This is a genomic window from uncultured Flavobacterium sp. (assembly GCF_963974175.1).
Taxonomy (GTDB): Bacteria; Bacteroidota; Bacteroidia; order Flavobacteriales; family Flavobacteriaceae; genus Flavobacterium.
On the sequence record NZ_CAXBBR010000016.1, the window covers coordinates 17,704 to 41,677 of the forward strand.

Annotated in this window: 18 protein-coding genes; 11 read left to right on the forward strand and 7 right to left on the reverse strand. The window is 35.2% G+C overall.

Features of this window, described 5'->3' with window-relative positions:
* Nucleotides 1-296 precede the first annotated feature (296 nt).
* Together AAC069_RS16575 and AAC069_RS16580 are read left to right on the forward strand one after the other, a co-directional pair.
* Complete coding sequence (locus tag AAC069_RS16575; protein ID WP_091082935.1) at nucleotides 297-1,841, forward strand: ribonuclease E/G; 1,545 nt, start codon at nucleotides 297-299, stop codon at nucleotides 1,839-1,841.
* 788 nt (nucleotides 1,842-2,629) lie between these two features.
* Complete coding sequence (locus AAC069_RS16580; protein ID WP_339921550.1) at nucleotides 2,630-3,670, forward strand: potassium channel family protein; 1,041 nt, start codon at nucleotides 2,630-2,632, stop codon at nucleotides 3,668-3,670.
* A gap of 15 nt (nucleotides 3,671-3,685) precedes the next feature.
* On the opposite strand, the gene AAC069_RS16585 is transcribed toward AAC069_RS16580, so the two are convergent.
* Nucleotides 3,686-4,129, reverse strand: a complete 444-nt coding sequence (locus AAC069_RS16585; RefSeq protein WP_339921551.1) for a nucleoside deaminase — start codon at nucleotides 4,127-4,129, stop codon at nucleotides 3,686-3,688.
* Between the two features lie 123 nt (nucleotides 4,130-4,252).
* Here AAC069_RS16585 and AAC069_RS16590 point away from each other — a divergent pair, with 123 nt between their 5' ends.
* Together AAC069_RS16590 and AAC069_RS16595 are read left to right on the forward strand one after the other, a co-directional pair.
* Nucleotides 4,253-6,034 carry a 1-deoxy-D-xylulose-5-phosphate synthase gene (locus AAC069_RS16590; RefSeq protein ID WP_339921552.1) on the forward strand — a complete coding sequence of 594 codons (1,782 nt, stop codon included), beginning with the start codon at nucleotides 4,253-4,255 and terminating at the stop codon, nucleotides 6,032-6,034.
* A 39-nt stretch (nucleotides 6,035-6,073) separates the two neighbouring features.
* Complete coding sequence (locus AAC069_RS16595) at nucleotides 6,074-7,042, forward strand: DUF3078 domain-containing protein (protein WP_091082920.1); 969 nt, start codon at nucleotides 6,074-6,076, stop codon at nucleotides 7,040-7,042.
* Nucleotides 7,043-7,093: 51 nt separating this feature from the next.
* On the opposite strand, the gene AAC069_RS16600 is transcribed toward AAC069_RS16595, so the two are convergent.
* Nucleotides 7,094-9,760, reverse strand: a complete 2,667-nt coding sequence (locus AAC069_RS16600; protein WP_339921553.1) for a T9SS-dependent M36 family metallopeptidase — start codon at nucleotides 9,758-9,760, stop codon at nucleotides 7,094-7,096.
* A 104-nt stretch (nucleotides 9,761-9,864) separates the two neighbouring features.
* The gene (dgt, locus tag AAC069_RS16605) at nucleotides 9,865-11,211 is read right to left on the reverse strand and encodes a dGTP triphosphohydrolase (RefSeq protein ID WP_339921554.1); all 1,347 of its coding nucleotides are present in this window, start codon (nucleotides 11,209-11,211) and stop codon (nucleotides 9,865-9,867) included.
* Nucleotides 11,212-11,601: 390 nt separating this feature from the next.
* On the opposite strand from dgt, the gene AAC069_RS16610 reads away from it, so the two are divergent.
* The 6 genes from AAC069_RS16610 to AAC069_RS16635 all read left to right on the forward strand — a co-directional run bounded on the left by AAC069_RS16610 (nucleotide 11,602) and on the right by AAC069_RS16635 (nucleotide 15,919).
* Nucleotides 11,602-12,423: a helix-turn-helix domain-containing protein gene (locus AAC069_RS16610; RefSeq protein ID WP_339921555.1), complete on the forward strand. Its 822-nt coding sequence runs from the start codon at nucleotides 11,602-11,604 to the stop codon at nucleotides 12,421-12,423.
* 744 nt (nucleotides 12,424-13,167) lie between these two features.
* Nucleotides 13,168-13,701: a carboxymuconolactone decarboxylase family protein gene (locus AAC069_RS16615; protein WP_339921556.1), complete on the forward strand. Its 534-nt coding sequence runs from the start codon at nucleotides 13,168-13,170 to the stop codon at nucleotides 13,699-13,701.
* A gap of 60 nt (nucleotides 13,702-13,761) precedes the next feature.
* Entirely contained in the window at nucleotides 13,762-14,082 is a 321-nt protein-coding gene (gene trxA, locus AAC069_RS16620; protein ID WP_339921557.1) for a thioredoxin, read from the forward strand.
* 4 nt (nucleotides 14,083-14,086) lie between these two features.
* Nucleotides 14,087-14,515, forward strand: a complete 429-nt coding sequence (locus AAC069_RS16625; protein ID WP_339921558.1) for an OsmC family protein — start codon at nucleotides 14,087-14,089, stop codon at nucleotides 14,513-14,515.
* Nucleotides 14,516-14,561: 46 nt separating this feature from the next.
* Entirely contained in the window at nucleotides 14,562-15,023 is a 462-nt protein-coding gene (locus AAC069_RS16630) for a YHS domain-containing (seleno)protein (RefSeq protein WP_339921559.1), read from the forward strand.
* Between the two features lie 161 nt (nucleotides 15,024-15,184).
* Entirely contained in the window at nucleotides 15,185-15,919 is a 735-nt protein-coding gene (locus AAC069_RS16635) for a hypothetical protein (protein ID WP_339921560.1), read from the forward strand.
* Between the two features lie 76 nt (nucleotides 15,920-15,995).
* Here AAC069_RS16635 and AAC069_RS16640 read toward each other — a convergent pair whose 3' ends face one another.
* Entirely contained in the window at nucleotides 15,996-16,457 is a 462-nt protein-coding gene (locus AAC069_RS16640; RefSeq protein ID WP_339921561.1) for an Lrp/AsnC family transcriptional regulator, read from the reverse strand.
* 152 nt (nucleotides 16,458-16,609) lie between these two features.
* On the opposite strand from AAC069_RS16640, the gene metE reads away from it, so the two are divergent.
* Entirely contained in the window at nucleotides 16,610-18,934 is a 2,325-nt protein-coding gene (metE, locus tag AAC069_RS16645; protein WP_339921562.1) for a 5-methyltetrahydropteroyltriglutamate--homocysteine S-methyltransferase, read from the forward strand.
* Between the two features lie 47 nt (nucleotides 18,935-18,981).
* Here the strand turns inward: metE and AAC069_RS16650 are convergent, their stop codons facing one another.
* From AAC069_RS16650 to AAC069_RS16660, 3 genes are all read right to left on the reverse strand, one after another.
* Complete coding sequence (locus AAC069_RS16650) at nucleotides 18,982-19,482, reverse strand: RDD family protein (protein WP_339921563.1); 501 nt, start codon at nucleotides 19,480-19,482, stop codon at nucleotides 18,982-18,984.
* A gap of 820 nt (nucleotides 19,483-20,302) precedes the next feature.
* Nucleotides 20,303-21,190, reverse strand: a complete 888-nt coding sequence (locus AAC069_RS16655; protein ID WP_339921564.1) for a hypothetical protein — start codon at nucleotides 21,188-21,190, stop codon at nucleotides 20,303-20,305.
* Nucleotides 21,191-21,547: 357 nt separating this feature from the next.
* On the reverse strand, nucleotides 21,548-23,971 hold the full coding sequence (locus AAC069_RS16660) for a ribonucleoside-diphosphate reductase subunit alpha (RefSeq protein WP_339921565.1): 2,424 nt from the start codon (nucleotides 23,969-23,971) through the stop codon (nucleotides 21,548-21,550).
* Nucleotides 23,972-23,974 lie beyond the last annotated feature (3 nt).

Here is a 23,974-nt window from a genome sequence, read left to right on the forward strand (position 1 = left end):
TGAAAATTAGTCCTCAGTCCTCAAATTTAAGCATTCAGTATACTGATTACCTTAATTTGAGGACTGCTAGCTAGTTTTCCCCGGGTTCAATACCTGTTAAAATTATTGTTTAATCCATCCTAGCTTTAAGTGTGAGGTTAGAAAATAGAAGACAGAAAATAGAAGACAGAAAAAAGATTTCAGAAAATAGAGAATAGAAATTCTAACTCTAGCTTTCAGAATCTATATTCTTTACTTTAAATTCTTCATTCGACATTCTTTACTCTTTATTAAAAGTTTGGATAAAAATTTACAACGTGAATAAAGAATTAATCATTCGATCTAGTTCTGATTTTGTAGATTTTGCCTTATTAAAAGATGGAAAACTAATTGAATTACACAAGGAAGAAGAAAAAAGCAACTTTCAAGTAGGTGATATTTTTATCGCCAAAATACGAAAACCAGTTGCAGGTCTTAATGCTGCTTTTGTAAATGTAGGCTTCGAAAAAGATGCTTTTTTACATTATCATGACTTAGGTCCAAATTTAGCTTCCCAACTGAAATTCATAAAACTTGTAAGCGCAGGTAAAATAAAAGATTTCTCCCTAAAAAACTTCCAGTTTGATAAAGAGATAGACAAAGACGGTATTATTACAGATGTAATAAATGCTAATCAATCTATCTTAGTACAAGTTGTAAAAGAACCAATATCTACCAAAGGTCCAAGAATAAGCGCTGAGCTTTCTCTTGCCGGAAGATTTATTGTTTTAGTCCCGTTTTCTGACCGAGTTTCTATTTCTCAAAAGATAGAAGACAAGAAAGAAAAAGACAGATTAAAAAAACTTGTACAATCTATCAAGCCAAAAGGATTTGGTGTTATTGTTCGTACAGTAGCAGAAGGCAAAAATACAGCCGAATTAGAAAAAGACATGCAGAATCTGCTTAGCAGATGGGATGCAATGTGTAAAAAATTACCGACCGCTCATCATCCGTCAAAAATTTTAGGAGAACTCAATAGAGCTTCCTCTATCTTAAGAGACGTTTTTAATGATACTTTTACTAGTATACAAATTGATGATGAAGAGTTGTACAACCAAACGAAGGACTATTTGCAAGAAATTGCACCTTCAAAACAATCAATTGTTAAGTTTTATCAATCAAATGATACGCCCATTTTTGAGAAATACAACATAGAGAGACAAATCAAGACTTCATTCGGGAAAACAGTGTCCATGAGTAAAGGTGCTTATCTTATTATCGAACATACTGAAGCCTTACACGTCATTGACGTAAACAGCGGAAACCGTTCTAATAAAGCATCTAACCAGGAAGATACTGCCATGGAAGTCAACATGATTGCAGCTGCTGAAATCGCTAGACAATTGCGTCTACGTGATATGGGTGGTATTATCGTAATTGATTTTATCGACTTGTCTAATCCTGAAAACCGTAAAATATTGTTCGACTTCTTGAGAGAAGAAATGAACGATGATAAAGCGAAACACAAGATCTTACCTCCTAGTAAATTTGGACTTGTCCAGATTACAAGACAAAGAGTAAGACCTGAAGTAAACATTAAAACTAGAGAAGAAGATCCGAACGATGTGAATGGCGAAATTGAAGCGCCAATTTTAATCATTGACCGAATCAATTCTGATTTAGAAGGAATATTAAAAACCAACAAGGACGTTGTACTTAACGTACATCCATTTGTGGCAGCATACCTTACAAAAGGTTTTCCATCATTACGTTCAAAATGGTTTTTTGAACATAAAAAGTGGGTAAAAATCATACCGCGTGACGCTTACACGTATTTAGAATATCATTTCTACGACAAAACGGGAAATGTTATAAAAGAATAAATCAGAAACTCCTCAAGAAATTGAGGAGTTTTTTTTTGCCTTTTTTTAAGCAAATAATTGTCTTTTTTAGGAGCTAATCCGGCTATACGCTACAATCTTTTTATCCTGAATTTAGTGCAGAGTCCTGAACTAAATTCAGGATAAAAAGGATTTTCACTACTATCCGGGCTAAGGGATTTGGTTTATAACAACACTCACCGTTGAGCACTTACTGGATTTTTTGCAATAAATTTTTATAAATTAGCAAATGATAAGACCCAAAACAAAAAATATAGTATACAATGTCAAACCTAAAAGAGCAACTGTTTGTGCAAAATAAAAGGCTAATTACCATAGTGATTACAACTGCAATTCTATTGCTAATACCATTAATAGCAATGCAATTTACAACTGAAGTAAATTGGACTCTGATTGATTTTGTTGCGGCTGGAGTACTACTCTTCGGCACAAGCCTCCTATGCGAATTTGTATTAAGAAAGGTTTCTAAAACCCGTTACCGTATCGTCATCTGTGTAGCTTTGCTGATAATTCTATCCCTCATTTGGACAGAACTCGCCGTTGGTATTTTCGACTCACCAATTAGCGGTACGTAGAAATTAGAACACATATGATCCTGCATAATAGCCTCAAAATATACTTTACACATTTAAAGACTGCCTAGAGCATTCATTTACATCGCCGTTTATTTACTATATTAGCCAACTGACCGCGCGACAAAACCCAATACAAAGTTACCTAGAGTATCTCGTACTAAAGTTATTTTGTTGCTCCAGATAAATATCAATACCATGAACTATTTTGTGTTTTTCCTAGGAGTCATAATCCTTCTTATTACTGCCACTGATTTAATCAATACCTCCCTATCTGTTCGTGGAGCAGGTTTTATCTCAAAACGATTATCAAAATTTATCTGGAGTGTACTGTTAGTCATTAATAAAAAAATGGGGCGCAGAAAAGTACTAGAAATTGGCGGAGCCGTCATATTGGTTTCCATTTTGATTAACTGGCTGCTGCTCATATGGATTTCTGCAAGCCTATTGTTCATCAGTCAACCCAATTCTCTGATGAATGTCGAGACCAACACTTCCACGACCGTAGTAAATAAAATATTTTTTACCGGTTATACTTTATCCACTTTGGGATTAGGAGACATAGAACCCGAAGGTAATTTCTGGGATATACTTACCGCTGTGCTTTCATTTACCGGACTGATACTAATTTCAATCGCTATTACTTATTTAATTCCAGTCGTTTCAGCTGAAATAACAAAAAGAAAAATAAGTGTTTATATCAATACACTTGGCGGTTCTGTAGAAGAGATCCTTTTGAATCATTGGAACGGAAAAGATTTTAAAGAATTAGAACAACCTTTTATCTCCCTGATTGATTCTATCATTTTACATGCCCAAAATCATAAAGCATACTCTGTCTTGCACTTTTTTCACTCCTCAGACAAGAAAGAAGCCTTTGTCCTCAATATCACCAACCTCGATGAGGCGCTTACTGTTCTGCTGCACAGCATTCCTACAGAGCAACGGCCTTCCTTCAATGTACTTATCAGATTGAGAAAAGCTATATCCAGCTACCTGGTAACGCTACCGGCCACTTTTATAACTCCTGGAAAAAAAACGCCTCCTATATTAATTCTTACGGCCCTTGAAAATAAAGGAATAAAAATAATATCTGGTGAAATTGTAGATTTAGAATATGAAAAACTAAGAACTAGACGCCGATTATTATTGTCCCTCCTTAAAGATGACGGATGGGAATGGACTGACCTTAATTGTGGAAGTTACAATCATGAAATAATAATGAATACAAACAACTAAACTGATTGGATAAATTCACTTCCTTTTCGTAGCAAAAAACCGCTTCATCAAGTCTGAAGCTTCCTCTGCTAAAACACCTCGTTTTACAACAGTTTTTGGATGGAGTTGCGTACCCATTTTTAAAAAACCGCGACTTTCATCGCTTGCCCCAAAAACAATTTTAGAAATCTGACTCCAATATAAGGCTCCAGCACACATCTGGCAAGGCTCCAGTGTAACATACATCGTGCAATCCTTTAAATATTTACCTCCAAGATAATTTGCAGCTGCGGTAATTGTCTGCATTTCAGCATGAGCAGTGACATCGTTTAGCAATTCAGTTAAATTATGACTTCGCGCGATAACAACATTGTTAACGACAACAATGGATCCAACAGGAATTTCGCCTTTATCGAAAGCCATTTCAGCTTCCTGCAAAGCTTTCTTCATGAAGTACTCGTCAGTGAAAGGGTTTATCATAGTGTCGAATGCGAATTCGCAAATTTTAAAATCTCTGTGAATCTTCGCTTTTTTTGTGAATCTTTGTGAAACAAGTTATTTTATCGAATGTAAAAATACAATTTCAAATCGTACATTTGCTTTATGCCAGACAATTTACTTTTAAACATTGATTCTCCCTATGATTTGCGCCAACTCGACGAAGATCAACTTCCACAGCTAGCTCAAGAATTACGCAATTTTATAATTGATGTTGTTTCTGTAAAAGAAGGGCATCTTGGTGCTAGTTTAGGCGTGATGGAACTCACGATTGCCTTACACTATGTGTTTAACACACCCGATGATTTATTGATTTGGGACGTGGGGCATCAAGCATACGGGCATAAAATACTGACCGGAAGAAGAGATAATTTTCACACGAACAGACAATTGGGTGGGATATCCGGTTTCCCAAAAAGAAGCGAGAGTATTTACGACGCTTTTGGCGTAGGCCACTCCTCCACTTCCATTTCTGCTGCTTTAGGAATGGCTATTGCATCTAACCTGAAAGGAGACTTCGACAAACAACACATCGCAGTGATAGGAGATGCTTCTATAGCTTCTGGGATGGCTTTTGAGGGATTAAATCATGCCGGAGTCACTGATGCAAATTTATTGGTAATTTTAAACGACAACGCTATCGGAATTGATCCGAGTGTAGGTGCCTTGAAAAATTACCTGACTGCAGTGAAAAACGGGAAAAATCCGAGGCAAAACAACATGATCAAATCCTTAAATATCGACTACTCCGGTCCTATTGACGGACATGATATTTTTGCCGTAATTAAAGAACTGAAACGTTTACAAAAAATAAAAGGACCTAAATTCCTTCATGTGATTACCACAAAAGGTAAAGGATTAAAACAAGCTGAAGAAGATCAGGTAAAATACCATGCACCAGGTAAGTTTGATGCTAAATCTGGAGAAATCCATAAAAAACAAGAAGAAAACCTTCCTCCAAAATATCAAGATGTTTTTGGTTTAACGCTATTGGATCTAGCGCGAAAAAACGAAAAAATAATAGGGATCACACCCGCTATGCCCTCAGGAAGTTCCTTGAAATTCATGATGGATGCTTTACCAGAGCGCGCCTTTGACGTGGGGATTGCCGAGCAGCACGCCGTTACCCTTTCTGCCGGAATGGCAACGCAGGGAATGGTAGTTTTTTGCAACATCTATTCCACTTTTTTACAAAGGGCATACGACCAAGTGATCCACGACGTCGCCCTACAAAACTTACCGGTTATTTTTTGCTTGGATAGAGCAGGACTCGTAGGAGAAGACGGAGCAACTCATCATGGCGTTTTTGACTTGGCTTATTTGCGATGTATTCCCAATATGATCATCTACTCTCCACTGAACGAAATTGGACTGCAAAACATACTGTATACTGCCCAATTAGGCTTGGACCACCCTATAGCAATACGTTACCCTCGTGGTCGTGGCGTTCTCGCAGACTGGCAATCAAAAAACTTCGGTAACTATGAGAAAATTGAAATCGGGCTTGCTACTTACTTAAAACACGGAACTGAAACTGCTGTTTTATCGAATGGCCCAATAGGCAAAAATGTCACTATGGCATTAGCCAATTTAAACAATCCAGAAACTATTGCTCATTACGATTTTGCATTCGTAAAACCATTGGATGAAAAAGAATTACATACTATTTTAAAAACCTTTAAAAAGATTATTACAATCGAAGACGGTGTTATAAAAGGGGGCTTTGGAAGTGCAATTCTTGAGTTTGCAGCCAAAAACAAGTATACTTCAAAAATACAATTACTGGGAATTCCTGACGAATTCGTAGAACACGGAACTGTACTAGAACTACAACAATATTACAATATTGACGTTAAAAGTTTAGAAATAGTTTTTTCAATTGATTGAAAATAATTATTTTGCGCCCCTAAATATCATCAGCTTATAATGAAATTACTGTCTTCGTCCCTCCTATTTTTCACATTGCTATTATCTGTAAATATGTTTTCTCAGAAAATTATTACTTCTATAGATAGCCCTAAAAAAGTCGAGATAGACACTCTTTCTCACTGGGTAAATAAAAACCGAATTGGATTTGACATTTCTGAAATTGCCTTTGTCAATTGGAATGCCGGTGGAACTAGCTCCATTTCAGGATTACTAAAAGGGAAATTTAATCGCGTATATACCAAAGACAATTACAACTGGACTAATGAATTGATTGTACGTTATGGCTTGAACAAACAAGATGGAATTGAATTGCGAAAAACAGAAGATGTACTGCAGTTAAGTTCTGCTTTAGGATATCGCAAGGACACATTATCAAACTGGTTCCATACTGCAAAATTTAATTTCGCTACCCAATTCACAGATGGATATGCGTATCCAAATAAGGATATTTCAGTATCCAGACCATTTGCACCCGCTTATATATTCTTGGGACTTGGAGCGGAATATGCTTCAAAAGACAAACACGAATTGCTTTACCTATCTCCTTTTACTTCCAAAATAACAATGGTATTAGACCAGAGGTTAGCTAATCAGGGTGCTTTTGGTGTTAAAAAAGCGCTATATGATTTAGATGGAAATCTAATTGCTGAAGGAGAAAAATCAAAAGTGGAACTTGGTTTTCTATTAACTGGATTTTATAAAAAAGAAATATTCAAAAACATCACTGTTGAAAACAGACTTAGTTTGTACTCTGATTATATAAATAAATTTGGCAACATTGATGTCGATTATGACCTAACTTTAGAGTTAGTGGTAAATGAATATGTCAAAACAAACATTGGAGTTCATGTTATCTATGATGATGATATTAAAGCCAAAGAGGAAGTCAATGGCAAGCAAGTCACAGTAGGACCAAAAACACAATTAAAACAAGTTCTAGGAGTGGGAATTGTCTATAACTTTTAAAAAAAGTCGGTTTGTATTTCATACAAACCGACTTTTTTTAAATAATTAAATTTAATTTAAAATGAGCTTTTCAACATAATTTAAAGAATCTCCACTGATTTTCAAAATATAAATCCCCGCTTTAAGACGACTTAAATCAATACTCTTTTGACTGTTGAATTCTTCGTTTTTAGCGTTGAAAACTTCCCTTCCAGTGATATCTATTACTTGAATATCTACTTTACCAAAGTAATTACTTATCCGAACATTTATTTGCCCATTAGATGGGTTTGGAAAAACTGTCATCACATCATCACTATCAAAATCATTGACTCCTAAAACGCAATTAGATCCTGCAACTGGCATAGTGAAATCTTCCACTTGATCATCCCCTACATTTCCATGACCAGCAGAAGCCTTCGCCCCTAAACCCCTCGCAGCAAACACTTCCCAAATCATACAGTAATCCTTACCGCCTGTAATTGCTTGATCAGCTGCTATAATTGCGTCACGGGCACTTACGAAAGTTGGACTACATGGCTGTAATTTTATACCATCAAGAACAATTCTCATTAATTTATTGTTTCCTCCAATACCCGAATATTTATTATCATCATATCCATATTTATTGATATACGCCCATGTTAAATCCCATAAAACAGTAGTCCATACCGAACCTGTACCGTGAATTTCTGTCTGTATCACCCCATCTTTATCCGTATATTGGTAGTTATTGGTATTAGCATACGTCATTGGGTTTATAGCCCTATCTGTAGAATATGGATAATTTCTTATTCCAATACCATCGATAGCTTGATTTGAAACAAACGTTCCAATACCTTTTTTAGCCTTACCTGAATCACCCGCCTTAATTTGCAACATCAGAGCGAACCAGTCAGACCAACCTTCCCCCATTTGATCGGTATTGTCTAAACAGCTGGAGTTACTTGCCCCTCCAGATAATCGTATTGAAATACCATGCCCATATTCATGTGCAATAATTCCATTATCGAAATCCCCGTCTGTATTTATAAATGAAGATTGCGGTAATTGTAATTTAACATTAACGGCTTGTGTTTTCATTTCGTCAATAATTTTTTCCCCAATTACCCTTGTCATACTGACAACAGGAATAGTGATTGTCGCGTCCGCGCCAGACATCCCGATAGTTCCTTCCACATTATTCACAATAATTAATGCTACAGCACCTGCATCTTGCGCTGCTTTTGATTTAGCAACAAAAGTGCAAGTACCTCTTCTCAAAATAACAATTTCACCATTCATGTCAGCCGCATTTACAGGGGCTGCGCAACCGTCAGACTGTCCTGTAGCATCAAGATAAAGCACTAAATCTGATTGTATAAAAGCAGGGACAATTGGCAATCCCACATGACCTGGATCAAATGAATTTTGTCTCGCAGGGTAATCTCCGGCAATAGAGCTCGGAGAATTTATTATAACAGGTCTGTTTTCAGCAGAATAATCCCATAAAAACATTTGCATTCTTGGTTTTGTTCCATCAACTGGTGCATAGAAATTTGCATTATTTACGCTTTGAGGCGTAGCTTTAGACCCATCTTGAGCATCAGAATAAACAAAATCTGTAGCTTTTCCGCCTTTTCCGTAATTATTTTGTTGAAAGTTCCCGCTCGTCTCATCAAAACCATATTGATACCAAATGTCATGCATGACGTTATTCATATAGAATAAATTTGTATTGGCCGCATCAATATAGCTTGATGCATCAACATTTACACCTCCATAAGGAAAGTCAAATAGTAAAGATGCCCCTCCGTCAGGACTAGATCCACTATTAAAATTCTCTCCGCCAAAATCAGCCTTTGTCCATACGTTATTTCCTCTTGTATAAGTATATTCTGCACCCACAACACCATTAACGTCATGCCAACCGTAAGGCGAAGCCACACCATCTGCAGGATTTGATATTAATTGTCTAGCACTATGATTTGGACTTTCATAATTAAAAGGAATTACGCGGTAGGAGCCCGCCAATAGAGTCGATGAAACAGCTGAAAATAATTGTTTGTACGTATTATCAAAAAAATCAGTTGACACAGCTGTCTTTTCACCTATTACAGAATTACTATCTTGCTGATCAAATTTACAAGAAATAATAAAATCCTTTTTCTCCAACATTTTCCCACTTACCGCGTCAAGTCTCACACTCCAAACATGATCGTGCGAGGGTGTTTCAATTGTGAAGTCCCAAGCCAATATCAATTCATTTTCATTAGAAATGTGATAAACTAAATTAGCAGAAACAGGCTCCTCACTACCAAAACCATTGCTGATTTTAAATTTATTTTGTTCAATAGTTTCTATAATAGTGAAGGGAACTGAGGAGGTAATACCTAATAAAGCATAAGCCTTAACTAAGGCGTTTGTTACTGAAAGAGATGGTTTTGTTGTATTTACTTTTCGAGATAAATTAGCGACAAATCGTTTTTGCGCACTAATTACTTGACCTTCTTTAATAGAGAAATTAGAGATTGCTCTATAAATTTCAATTCCATTATATCTTTGAATTACATAACAATTATTAATCGCTGTAGTTGTAAGACTCCCTTCGCTTTGAATTACCCAATCCTGAACGTCCATTTTAGAAAGCCCAATTTTAGCACTATTCGTGTTTAAATATCTTTGAATAACTTCCTTATTTGATTGAGAATAAGATATAAAGGAGATCAATAAAAAAGTTAGGAAGGTAATTTTTTTCATAAGCTGCGGTTTGTTTGTTATTTTATTAGCGCAGCAAACTTAATTATTAATATCTGATTTAACAATTAAGAGTTGATATGTTTAATTTTTAACGTCAAAACTCATTAATCCTTCTTCTTCCCATTTATCGTTTCAAATAACTCCAAAGCATTTCCGTCCGTAAGCAACGAAACAAAATGACAGATATGAAGCAATCTTTCATATAGGTCCGCTTTTTCGAAATGGTGCTTCTCCGGTAGTAATTTTAATATTAGCGCATCATAGTTAGATGCATTTCCATTGAACTTGTTATCGTATGCCGTAATGAATTTATCCAATAACGTTTGTATAATTTGGTAACCCACAATCTCTTTCTCGATAACTTCCCTGCTCTGATAAATATTATTCACACTAATACTAATGATATCATCCATTTGTGCTTTATACTTGCTTTTATCCGTTAAAGCGAAAGGGAATTTTCCGTTTAAAATTGCCTCTTCGTTTTCAATGAAAACTTTTACCGCATCATTAATCAAACTACCAATTGCCAAAGCTCGCAAATAACTGATGCGGTCTTCCTTAGTAGTAAGTGTTTTATATTTAGAAGTATCAATACTATCTTTCACCAATTTAATCAAATATTCTAAAGCAAAATCTTCGGAGACTAATCCAAGGTTGATTCCATCTTCAAAATCAATTATAGTGTAACAAATATCATCTGCTGCTTCTACTAAATAAGCAAGTGGATGTCTTTCAAAACCAATATCGTCTCCTGTTTTATTTGGGATTAAGCCCATATCTTTTGCAGCTTCTTCAAAGAACTTTTTGTCCGTTTGAAAAAAACCATATTTTTTATCTGATATATTTTTGGTTGGTTTTTTAGGCAAGCTCTCTTTTGGGTATTTCATGAAAGCGCCCAGTGTAGCATACGAAATTCGAAGCCCACCCTCAATTCCAGGACGACTTGCAGTCAAGACCGCAAAACCATTGGCATTCCCTTCAAAATCGATTAAATCCTGCCATTGTTTCTTAGACAATTTATCCTGGTGTTTTTTTCCGTTTCCAATGGAAAAATACTCCCCTATCGCTTTCTCACCCGAATGCCCAAATGGCGGATTTCCAATATCATGAGCCAATGAAGCCGCAGCGACTATGGCACCAAAATCATTCATATGAAAACCGTGCACTTCCTTTAAATGCGGATATTTCTCAATGATTTTCTTTCCAACTAAACGCCCCAACGAACGTCCCACTACCGAAACCTCTAAACTGTGCGTCAAACGTGTATGTACAAAATCAGTTTTGGATAACGGAATAACCTGGGTCTTATCCTGCAAACTTCTAAAAGCAGCCGAAAAAATAATACGATCATAATCTACTTCAAATCCCAAACGGGTATCATCTTGTTCAATACGTAATCGTTTACTTGTGTCGCCTTGGCGCTTTAGTGATAAAAGTTGTTCCCAGTTCATACTGTATTTTTCGAATTTGAATAATTGGATTATTTTTCAAAGATAAAGAAATAGCGATAACATAAAATAGCTTTCGGTTGATTTCTGAAATGATACAAGAAAACAAAATTTATATCAAAAGAGCAATTTATTTTACTTCTTGAAAACATCTTTCATTTAGGAGCGTGAATCACATAACGGATTTATTTGCCCCTTCAAAAGTTGTATAAATACGTTTGTGATTTGTAATTTTATCAGTTCAGAAACAGAGATGCAACTCCAAGAATAGTGTTTAGAAAAACTAAAAACACAATTACAGACCATTTTCAGTCAGGAATCAATATATTTTGCGTCTTATCACAGAACCGTTTGGATAAAAAAAAGACTAAAAGTTTCAAATAAAAAATAACTATGCTGTATACAGGTCAACTCAATGAATTCATACGATTAGCCGAAATTGACGCTACAAATTGTGATTTACTAAAAGAAAAAATCACTGATGGCTTGATTGTCATTTGGTCTCTGGACGAATTAAAAATTAAAGTTGACGGCAGCGAACATGTTTTTCCAGCAAATTCGGTTTTGTTTTTAACTGAGTACCATAAAGTGGAAGTTTTAAGCGTAAACAGTGCGAGATTAATTCGGTTCAACAGGGCATTTTACTGCATTGCAGACCATGATAGTGAAGTGGGTTGTAAAGGAATTTTGTTTTTTGGCGCCTCCCAATTTCCTAAGATTTCTATTCCTGATGAAGAACTGGAGAAATTCGAGATTCTGTGGAAAATGTTTGCTATCGAAATGGTTTCTAAAGACGATTTGCAAAACGATATGTTGCAAATGATGTTGAAACGCCTGCTTATCTTATGCACGCGTGTGTACAAAGAACAAACGGAATTGACCACATTTGATAAAAAGCAATTAGATATTGTACGAGAATACAATTATTTGGTTGAAAGCAATTTTAAAACCAAACACCAAGTTGCGGACTACGCCGAAATGCTGAATAAAAGTCCGAAGACGTTATCAAATTTATTCAAAAAATACAACGAAAAATCGCCTTTACAAATTATTCAAGACCGCACCATCCTTGAAGCACGCCGTCTTTTACGCTATTCTGACAAGAGCATCAAAGAAATCGCTTACGAAATAGGCTACGAAGACATCCAGTCTTTTAGTAGATTTTTTAAGAAAGCGGAAGGTGTTTCCCCATCTGATTTTAAGAAGATAATTTAATTCTTTTTTTTAGGAGCTAATCCAGCTATCCGCTATATCTTTTATCCTGAACCCCAGTATAAAAGGTAATTGCGAGCGTAATTGACTATCTGGGCTAGAGCGATTATAGGATTCAATTGTATCTACTTGTATTTCTCGATTGATAATAATATCCTAAATGGTTCTCGATACTTTTTTTATTTCACTGCATTTCACAAAAAACACTCGAACTGACGTTTTTGATAATTTCATTACACAACTAAAGTGTACCCTTCCAATAATTTATGTCGTTGCACTCTTCCGTATACTGTTTCTGTAAAACACTAAACGTTATCTCCTAGCCCCGATTGAAGTGGCATCCTTTTGGGTTAGCGATAGCAAACACAAAAGATATAGCGGAAAGCGGGACGAATCTTCTTAAAACCACACTGTTTTCTGCTCCTAAAACTACAAACACACGCTTTTTACCTAAAAAAAGGACTAGAAAGGAAGAATGAACAACTCCTCGGGAAATGTGGTCTAACTTCAAGGCTTGCTTTGGTCGCACCTTTGTACCATCAAACTGAAACAACAGGAATTATGAAAACAATACAAACAATAATCGGAAGCTTTAGGAATATTTTAAGGCTGAATACTATAAAAGAAACACCGCAATTAATTGCAATTAGTCAAGAAAATTTTTGTCAAAATATGGCAATCACCGATTACTACTGTGACGAAAACAATTTATTTATATAATTATTAATTCAAACAAAAAATAAAATCATGTCAAATTTCAACGTACCAACAAGAGAAGAAGTTTCTGAAAACAATCAAGCCATTTTTGATAACCTTAAAAAAGCTGTGGGCTTTGTTCCTAATATTTATGCCGCAATGGGGCATTCTAAAAATGCTCTGGGAAGCTATTTACAATTTTCGGGAGCTGCGAGTTCATTGAGCAAAAAAGAAAAAGAAGTAGTTGACTTGGCCGTAAGCCAATTAAACGAATGTAGATATTGCCAGTCAGCTCATACCATCACTGGTAAAATGACCGGATTTACAGACGAACAAATTATCGAACTTAGAAGAGGTGGAGCAAGCTGGGATAATAAAATCAATGTTTTGGCACAAACTGCGGTAGGTATTGCTGCTAACAAAGGTAAAGTAGGAACAGTGGCTTTAGAAGAGTTCTACGCTGCAGGTTACACTAAAGAAAACGTAGTTGATTTAGTTATGGCTATTGGGATTATTACTGTTACCAACTTGTTTCATAATGTTACTGATGTGGCAATTGACTTTCCAGTAGCAGTAGAATTGTAATTAACAACTTTGCAAAAAGGGACATTAAAATCTCTTTTTACAATTTAAAACTTAAAAAAAATGATACAACATTTAGACAAATCAAATTTTGACACAACGATAAATACTAATGAAGTAGTACTAGTAGATTTTTTCGCTGACTGGTGCGGACCTTGTAAAGCTCTACATCCTGCACTTGAGGAACTAGCAAACGACTTTGATGGTAGAGCGGTGATCTCGAAAATTAACGTAGACAAAAACCCAGAGCTTGCAGCACAATTTAAAGTGCGCAGTATTCCAGCAATATTCTACTTTAAAAACGGGGAAATTGTAGGTACTCAAAACGGAGTACAAAGTAAATCAGTAATGACAAATCACTTAACAAGTATTATAAAAAGCTAATATCATGGGAAAGAAAATAAACATAAAAAACCTGCCTACGGGATACCAATCTTTAATTACAAACGGTAGACATGCCATTGTGGGTGACGAACCTACGGCAAGCAAAGGAACTGACTTAGGGTTTTCTCCTGAAGATTTAATCTTGTCAAGTATCGCGATGTGCAAAGTGGCAACAGTACGCTACATTGCTAGAAAAAACAACTGGACAATTGGTGAAGTCGATGGCGAGTTTGAGCTTAATGTAAAACGAGGCGAAGCCGGCAAACTTTCTACTCATGTTACTGCCAAAATCAAAATTGAAGGCGACTTAACTGCAGAGCAAAAAACGGAGTTACTAAAACAAGCCGATGCGTGTTATGTACACCGCATGATTGAAGGCGATTGGAATATTGAAAGCGCACAGGAATTAATAACCGAAGCGGTCACCGCTTAACATAGTTACAAAGTACAACCATTACAAATAATCTAAATTAAAACAAATGAAAAATTTAAAATCAGCATTACTAGTAGCATTCATTACTTTATTTTCAAACGGAATTTTTGCGCAAGTAGATGCCATTGACAAATCAGGTTTAGCCATTGGAGGATATGATGTCGTGGCTTACCACAAAGAAAATAAAGCGACGAAAGGATCTTCTGCAAACGCAGCCAAAATTGAAGGAACAACGTATTATTTTGCATCAAAAGAAAACGCAAAAGCTTTTAAAGCAAATCCTAAAAAATACCTGCCTGAAGTTAACGGATACTGCGCTTGGGGTATAGCCGAAAAAGATTCTAAATTTTCTATCAATCCTGAAACTTTTAAAATTGTAGATAATAAATTGTATTTGTTTTTTAATGGAGATTTCAACGGAACGCAAGTAAACACGCTAGATATCTGGAATAAAGACGAAGCTAGATACATCAGTATCATTGACAAAAAATGGTCTTTGATTAAATAATAAATACCACATCTATATACCATCACAAATTAGGACACACAGGGTTTGGCTTTAAATAGCTGAACCCTGTGTTGTTTACTAACAATTTTAGAAACGTCCTGCACAAATGGTCTTATTTTGCTACATTTGAGATGCTTTTCAAAATAAACCAATTATAAAAAATGAAAAAAATATTCAAAATAGCAGGCTCTATCATTCTTATCCTAATTATCTCGATTGCCGCTTTCTTGTATTTTTCAAGCAAGCCTTTGCCAGTTGGACAAGAAGGAATAAAAGCCGAAGAACTTACTGATAAAATCCAGACAGCAATCAATCAAAAAGCTTGGGATACGACTGCCGTTGTTTCTTTTACATTTAGAGGAGGTCATCATTACCTCTGGGACAAAAAACGAAATTTAGTTCAGGTAGAATGGGATGCTAAAAAAGTACTTTACAACAACCAAACTCTAGAAGGGCTTGCTTATGAAAACAACATAAAGCTAAGCGACTCGCAAAAAACGGACGCTATAAAAAAAGCTAATGATTACTTTAATAATGATTCATTCTGGCTTATAGCTCCGTTTAAATTGCGAGACGCCGGAACTACCAGAAGTATCGTGATGCAGGATAATGAAGAAGCATTAATGGTTACCTACGCTTCTGGCGGAAGCACACCCGGAGATTCTTATGTATGGTTAGTCGATGAAAATTACGTGCCAAAAGCATGGAGAATGTGGGTTAGTATTATTCCCGTAGGCGGACTAGAAACCAGTTGGGAAAAGTGGCAAGCCTTTGCTAACGGTCTTAAAATCGCTACAAGCCATAAAGGACTACTCGATTTAAAACTAGAAAACGTTAAAACAGCACAGTCCATTCAAGAAATCAATAACGGAGTAGATCCGTTTACTGAATTATAAGTTTTATAAAAACGCTACTAGCTAAAAAAGGAAACAGTTATTGTTTCCTTTTTTTTATGTCTTATTCACTCTAAATCTAAAAATTCAATGCGGTGCTGTGTTTAATTTCTCCCATTACAAAAATAGTCTGGGTGTTACCTATGTTTTCAATCGTTGACAATTTATTCATTACAAAATCTTGGTAGCTCTCCATGTCTTTAACTAATATTTTCAGCATAAAATCATAGTCTCCCGCAATATTATACGATTCTATAATTTCAGGAAGCGCCACGATATCTCTAACAAAATTGCTTCCTACATTTCTTGCGTGCTCTTTTAACCGCACATTACAAAAAACAATCATTCCCAGATTCATCTTTTTCTTATCTAATAAAGCGACATATTTCATTATGTAGCCTTCTCTTTCCAGTCTTTTTATACGTTCATAAATGGGGGTCGCTGTTAAAAATAACTTACTCGCGAGGTCTTTTATATTGATATTTGAGTCTTCTTGAAGGTGTCTCAGAATCTGTAAGTCGGTTGAATCTAAATTTTCCATAGTGAATTTTACTGCTAAAGTTATTTTTATTAATGTCGTGCAAAATAAATTACTGCATCAATCACACAATACAAGTATTATTACTTAAGTATAAGACAAAATTACGTAATTAATACTAAGCCTATACCTTTGCCTAGAAAAAAACACTAAAAATGAAAACGAACAATTTAGGTTATCCACGAATAGGCAGCAACAGAGAATTAAAAAAAGCGAGTGAATTGTATTGGTCTGGTAAAATCACAGCCGAAGAACTATTAGCAACTGGAAAAAACATCAGAAAAGAAAACTGGGCACTTCAATACAATGCTGGAATTGATTTAATCCCGTCAAATGACTTCTCTTTTTACGATCAAGTACTCGATTTATCCTTGACACTTGGCGTTATTCCAGAGCAGTATACGGCTTTCGCCAAAGAGAATTCGGTTCTCGATTTGTATTTTACAATGGCAAGAGGCGCACAAAAAGGGGCGCAAGATGTTGTTGCCATGGAAATGACCAAATGGTTTGACACTAATTACCATTACATTGTACCTGAATTTACAAAAGACCAAGAATTCAGTTTGTTTTCAGAAAAAATAATTGACGAATACAAAGAAGCAAAAGCAGCTGGTTTCCAAACAAAACCAGTAATTATAGGTCCAGTTTCTTATTTACTTTTGGGAAAAGAAAAGCAAGAAGGTTTTCATAGAATTGAGCTAATCAATAAACTACTTCCTGTTTATTTTGACATTCTACAAAAACTACAAGATGAGAAAGTAGAATACGTCCAGTTTGACGAACCTTTTCTAGCCTTAAATCTTTCTGATATTGAAAGAGCGGCATTAGTGCATACTTACACTAAAATCAATGAGAAATTCCCAAATATCAAAATCATACTTGCCAAATATTTTGATTGTTTTGGAGAAAATTTGGCGACAGCCTTATCTCTTCCAGTTCATACTTTTCATTTAGATTTAGTACGTTGCTCGTTACAGTTAGATGATATTTTAGAATCTAATTTACTATCAAAAACTACTTCACTTTCACTCGGAGTAATTGACGGAAGAAATATCTGGAAAAATGATTTCAAAAAATCGCTGGCATTAATCCAGAAAGCAACTGACGCTCTTGGTACCGACCGCGTTTTTATCGCTCCATCGTGTTCTTTAATTCATTCGCCTTGTGACTTGGATTTAGAAACTAACGAAGAAACATTAACTCCTGAAATTAAGCAATGGCTGGCTTTCGCCAAACAAAAAATCGAAGAGGTCGTGGTCCTACGAAATCTAGCTTCGAATGAAATCACTGAGAGCGACCAAGCTCATTTTGAAGAAAATACAATTGCAAACAGCAATAGAAAAAAAGCGACCATCATTCACAATGATGAAGTTAAAAATAGAGTTTCTAGTATTGTAGACAAAGATTCCAGAAGAGAAAATCCTTTCTCCGTGAGAAGACCACTTCAAATTGACGCGCTAAAACTGCCTTTATTCCCAACTACAACTATTGGTTCTTTTCCTCAAACAGCAGAAGTACGTAGCTGGAGAGCAAAGTTTAAAAAAGGAGAACTATCACAATCAGAATACGATACCCTTATTCGAAAAGAAACCGAAGAAACGATTCGCTTTCAGGAAGAGTCTGGGATTGATGTTTTAGTTCACGGCGAATTTGAACGTAACGATATGGTAGAATACTTTGGAGAACAATTGGACGGATTTACTTTTACCAAAAATGGTTGGGTTCAAAGCTATGGAAGCCGTTGTGTGAAGCCACCCGTTATTTATGGTGATGTTTCTCGACCAAAACCAATGACTGTAAAATGGGCCGAGTTTGCACAATCGCTTACTCCAAAATGGGTAAAAGGAATGCTAACTGGTCCGGTAACTATCTTGCAATGGTCGTTTGTACGTAATGATCAACCAAGGTCAGAAACCTGTACGCAAATTGCCTTAGCGATTCGTGATGAAGTAATAGATCTTGAAAAAGCAGGAATTAAAATCATCCAAATTGATGAGCCAGCAATTAGAGAAGGATTGCCATTGCGCAAAGAAGAATGGGCAGCATACCTAGACTGGGCTACAAAAGCATTTCGAATTTCGGCAAGTGGCGTGAGTGACGACACCCAAATCCACACGCACATGTGCTATAGCGAGTTTAATGACATCATTCAGAATATTGCTGATATGGATGCTGATGTGATTACAATAGAATGCTCGCGTTCGCAAATGGAACTACTAGACGCTTTCGCTGATTTTAAATATCCAAATGAGATTGGACCTGGAGTGTATGATATTCACTCACCTCGTGTTCCTTCTAGTCAAGAAATGGTTGATTTATTAGAAAAAGCAACTGCTGTAATTCCAATAGACCAACTGTGGGTAAATCCTGATTGCGGTTTAAAAACGCGTCATTGGGATGAAACTAAAAAAGCATTAATCGAAATGGTAACTGCAGCTAAACAAATGCGAATTGCGGTTAGCAATACCGCAACAATATAATAGAAAACGAAAAAACCTAGTGTCTACATACGCACTAGGTTTTTCTATTATTCTGCTTTTCCAAATTCTTCTGGGTTATTAAAAAACCGTATGCCTTTAGCAAGCCTCTTTTTCTTAACCACATAAGTACCTGAAAGGCTATCATGCCAGCCTCTAGAAACTGCGCCTAAATAAGACAAGGCATCGAAAATTATAAACCGACTTAAGGTTCTAATAAAAATCATTTTGATTGTGGGTTTTGAACCATCACTTCTAACAACAACAGTTCCGGTAACTAATTTCGCTAGCGTTCTAGAGAAATAAACTTCGGTCAAAAAGTAATACAAAAACAATATTAGCAATCCGTAACCCATAATTTCTACTACATTCATAGTTTCAACCCAACCAGAAACCGCAAAGTTACTTGTAGCTTCAGCTATTAAAACAATAGTGGTTCCTGCACTCAAAACAAGGATGTAAATAAAGAGTGAGTCAATTATTACGTTTAAGAAACGCTGTCCTTGCGAAGCGAGTACATGATCAGTAATTTTAAATGTTTTGCTTTTCATATTTACTATTTTTTAAATTTAAAAAAAGTCTCATAAATAATCTCAACCTACTCAAATATAGTGATTTATTCTTAAATTATTATTAAGAATTTTCATTATTATGCTAGTTTCACAACTGCTTTTTAACATTTAAACGAACTGAAAACCCAATCAACTTAACAACCCTAAAACCAATTCAAACATCAATTCTCTAGCCCCGATTACAATGGAAATCCATTTTATCTCTAATTTTTTTCAGGAATAAAAAGATTGAAATGAAAAGCAGGAGACAACTCCCCAAAAAAACAACCATAATTGATTGCTGATCTTATTCTATATACTTGAGAATTGTTTGGATTTTGAATTTTATTTGGCTTCTATACTAGATGTTTGACAACCTATAGTACACTACAAATATTTCATTAACACATCCATAAAAAGAGTGTCAGCGATAAAATGACGATTGGATTCTATGAAAAAGGCTAGAATAAATATCTCAATATTACTGGCTTGTTTTGAATATACAATCAAGTCATTAGTACAAGTAGCATATAATAATTGTATTATTCCATTCCTTATTTTCTTAATATTATAGACTGCTCCGATAATTATTTCATTTGATATTACAAATGTGCTCTGCACGAGGCAGTTGGCCTTTATAGAATTTTTTGATAGTTTTATGAAATTCAAGGAATCAGTATTTTAAATATCAATAAACATGTTCTCTATTCACACAAGGTTTGTCTTCACTAAACAAATTTTGAATTTAAAAAATCCACAAAACAAAAGGAGTTCTCTAGATTACATCTAAAGAACTCCTGAAAACATAATAATTAAAAATCTATGCTGCAGAATTAATCAACTCTAATGAAACTCTAATTAATGACTCAAATGTAGCCTCACCATCTTCAAATTCAACCATTGTACTAACATTTATGCTCGTCCTAATTTTATCTTTATCCTTAATATAAAAAGTTTTAGAAACACCATCATGATTAATTACAAATGTAATTTCGTCAAATTCGCCATGATTTAAAAAAGGAATTTTATTTTCTGAAGAAAAATTATCGAACAACTCTATTAGAACATTTTTAATAGCTAAATTATTTGCTGAATTATTCAGCTTCACCACGCGTTCCTCCCTACCTAAATTCATATTTAATGATTTTTCTGTAGCATCAATAAGTCTAAATTCTTTTAATTTTCCAAATTCCAGAATGTTCCTAATCAAATATCTTGCAGGTGCATGTTTTAATTCGAAATAATAGTTTGAAATTCCTTTAGACCTCATAAAAGCATTAAAAGCACTTTCAAAAGCTACTTTCACTCCATGGTTTTCTTTTTTTTGAAAAATAAAGAAGCCATATTTTGAATTTTTAGGTACATGAATAAGGTAGAAGAAATCTTTACTAAACAAGTCCCCTTTTAAAATATCATACTTAAGATCAGAAGTTTTTCGATCTTTTATTTTTCCATATTCACCGGTGTATGCAGAAGCTAAATAACCTGTAATGATTCTCTTAGTATCATCTTTGATTTGATTATTAGCAAGAGAAAGCGTTCTATACTTCCCTTGGACATCAGTATACGATTTGATGTTTATATATATATGACTACAGAAGTCATTCATTGTTTCTAATAAGTCTTCCTCTTCATTAAAAAGGTTTAAAACTTGTTGTTCTTTTGCTTTATTTGAAAGCGTAAATCTGTAAATACTTAAATTCACCATGTTTGTTTTTGATTTAAAAATTAAAAAAATGTTGATAACTTCTCTACCCCCTTATTTTATATGGTGTAAATAATTAAAATATCAACAGTGCTAATTCTATGCAAAAAAAACTTGGTAGAAAGACTTCGATTTTATACTTTTGATGTATTAAAAAAGTAGGTGAGATAACCTCATCATCTTTATATAACTTAAATAAAAAAGCTTCCGAGGGCGTTATTATTAAGTTTACCAAGCTAGGGATGTCATAGATGTCCCTTTTTTTATGCGCATTATTTTTTTACTACTCAGGCAAATGATTTAAAATTACTATTCTTATAAAAGGCCTCAATTAAGAGGCCTTTATCATTCTATTTGTATTTATGAACCACACATTTCGCAATCATCTGGACCAGCATTTTTAGCCAGCTCAATCATTGCTTTGTATTCATCAGCAGTCATCTCTACTGCCGCTTCCACAGCTACTGGAGCTGCTACCGGAGCCGGTTTAGACATCACTTCGATTGGCTCTGCTTTTTTATCGTTGTTCAATGTAAATTTAATCGCATCAACTGCCGCTTTTGTTCTCAAGTAATACATTCCCGTTTTCAATCCAGACTGCCACGCATAAAAGTGCATAGAAGTTAGTTTTGAATAATTGGCATTTTGCATAAACAAGTTCAATGATTGCGATTGATCTACAAAATAACCGCGATGACGTGACATATCGATAATATCTTTCATCGACATTTCCCAAACTGTTTTGTACAATTCTTTCAAATCTTGAGGAATATCTAGGTCTTGAACAGAACCATTATTTCTCATTAATTCTTGTTTCATGGTTTCATTCCACAAACCACGCTCCACTAAATCATGTAATAAATGTTTGTTTACCACAATGAACTCTCCTGACAATACACGACGTGTGTAAATATTAGAAGTATAAGGTTCGAATGCTTCGTTATTTCCAAGAATTTGAGAAGTTGAAGCAGTAGGCATTGGCGCAACTAATAATGAATTACGAACTCCGTGCTCCATTACTTCTTTTCTCAATGAAGCCCAGTCCCAACGGCCTGACAATTCTTCATCTTTAATATTCCAAAGATTGTGTTGAAATTCTCCCTGAGAGATTGGTGATCCTTTAAATGTTGAATAAGCTCCTTCTACTTTTGCCATTTCCATAGAAGCGGTTACAGCAGCAAAGTATAATGTTTCAAAAATTTCTTGATTCAGCTTTTTAGCTTCATCAGATGTAAAAGGCAAACGCAACATAATAAATGCATCTGCTAGTCCCTGTACTCCAAGACCAATTGGCCTGTGACGTAGGTTAGAATTTTCTGCCTCTTTTACAGGATAGTAATTTCTATCAATAACTTTATTCAAGTTTTTCGTTACACGTTTTGTTACATTATAAAATGCTTCGTGATCAAACTTACCGTTATCAACAAACATTGGTAATGAAAGCGACGCAAGGTTACAAACCGCCACTTCATCAGGAGAAGTATACTCCATAATTTCAGTACACAAGTTTGAAGAACGTATTGTTCCTAAATTCTTTTGATTTGATTTACGGTTAGCTGCATCTTTATATAGCATATAAGGAGTTCCAGTCTCTATTTGAGATTCTAGAATTTTCTCCCACAATTCATGTGCTTTGATGGTTTTTCTTCCTTTACCTGCTTTTTCATAATCGGTGTACATTTTCTCAAATTCTTCACCATATACATCGTACAAACCAGGACATTCGTTAGGACACATCAACGTCCAATTACCGTCTTCCTGAACTCTTTTCATAAACAAATCAGAAGTCCACATCGCAAAGAATAAATCTCTCGCACGCATCTCTTCTTTTCCTGTATTTTTCTTCAAATCCAAGAAATCAAAAATATCTGCATGCCAAGTTTCGATATAAATAGCAAAACTACCTTTACGCTTTCCACCACCTTGATCAACATAACGCGCTGTATCGTTAAATACTCTCAACATAGGAACAATTCCGTTTGAGGTACCGTTTGTTCCGCGAATGTAAGAACCTGTTGCACGTACATTGTGAATAGAAAGTCCTACTCCACCTGCTGATTGCGAGATTTTTGCCGTTTGTTTCAACGTATCGTATATCCCGTCAATACTATCATCTTGCATTGCTAAAAGGAAACAAGAAGACATTTGAGGTTTTGGAGTTCCTGAATTAAATAATGTTGGTGTTGCATGCGTAAAGAATTTTTTAGACATTAAGTCATAAGTCTCTAAAACCGACTCTAAATCATCTAAGTGAATCCCTACAGAAACACGCATTAACATATGTTGTGGTCTCTCAACAATTTTCCCGTTTATTTTAAGCAAATAAGAACGCTCTAATGTTTTGAATCCGAAATAATCGTAGTTGAAATCTCTATTGTAAATGATATGCGAGTCTAAAAACTCAGCATTTTCCTGAATTACTTTGTATACATCATCAGCAATTAATGGAGCATATTGTCCATTTCTTGGGTTTACATATTCAAACATTTCGGTCATTGTTTCCGAAAATGATTTTGTTGTATTCGAATGCAAATTTGAAATCGCAATTCTCGCTGCTAATTGTGCATAATCCGGATGCGCAATAGTCATCGAAGCTGCAGTTTCAGCTGCTAAGTTATCTAATTCTGACGTAGAAACTCCATCATAAAGTCCTTCAATTACTCGCATTGCCACTTTCACAGCATCTACTAAATCATTTAAACCATAACATAGTTTTTTAATTCTATCTGTGATTTTGTCGAACATTACCGGCTCTTTGTGGCCGTCCCTTTTTACTACGTACATACT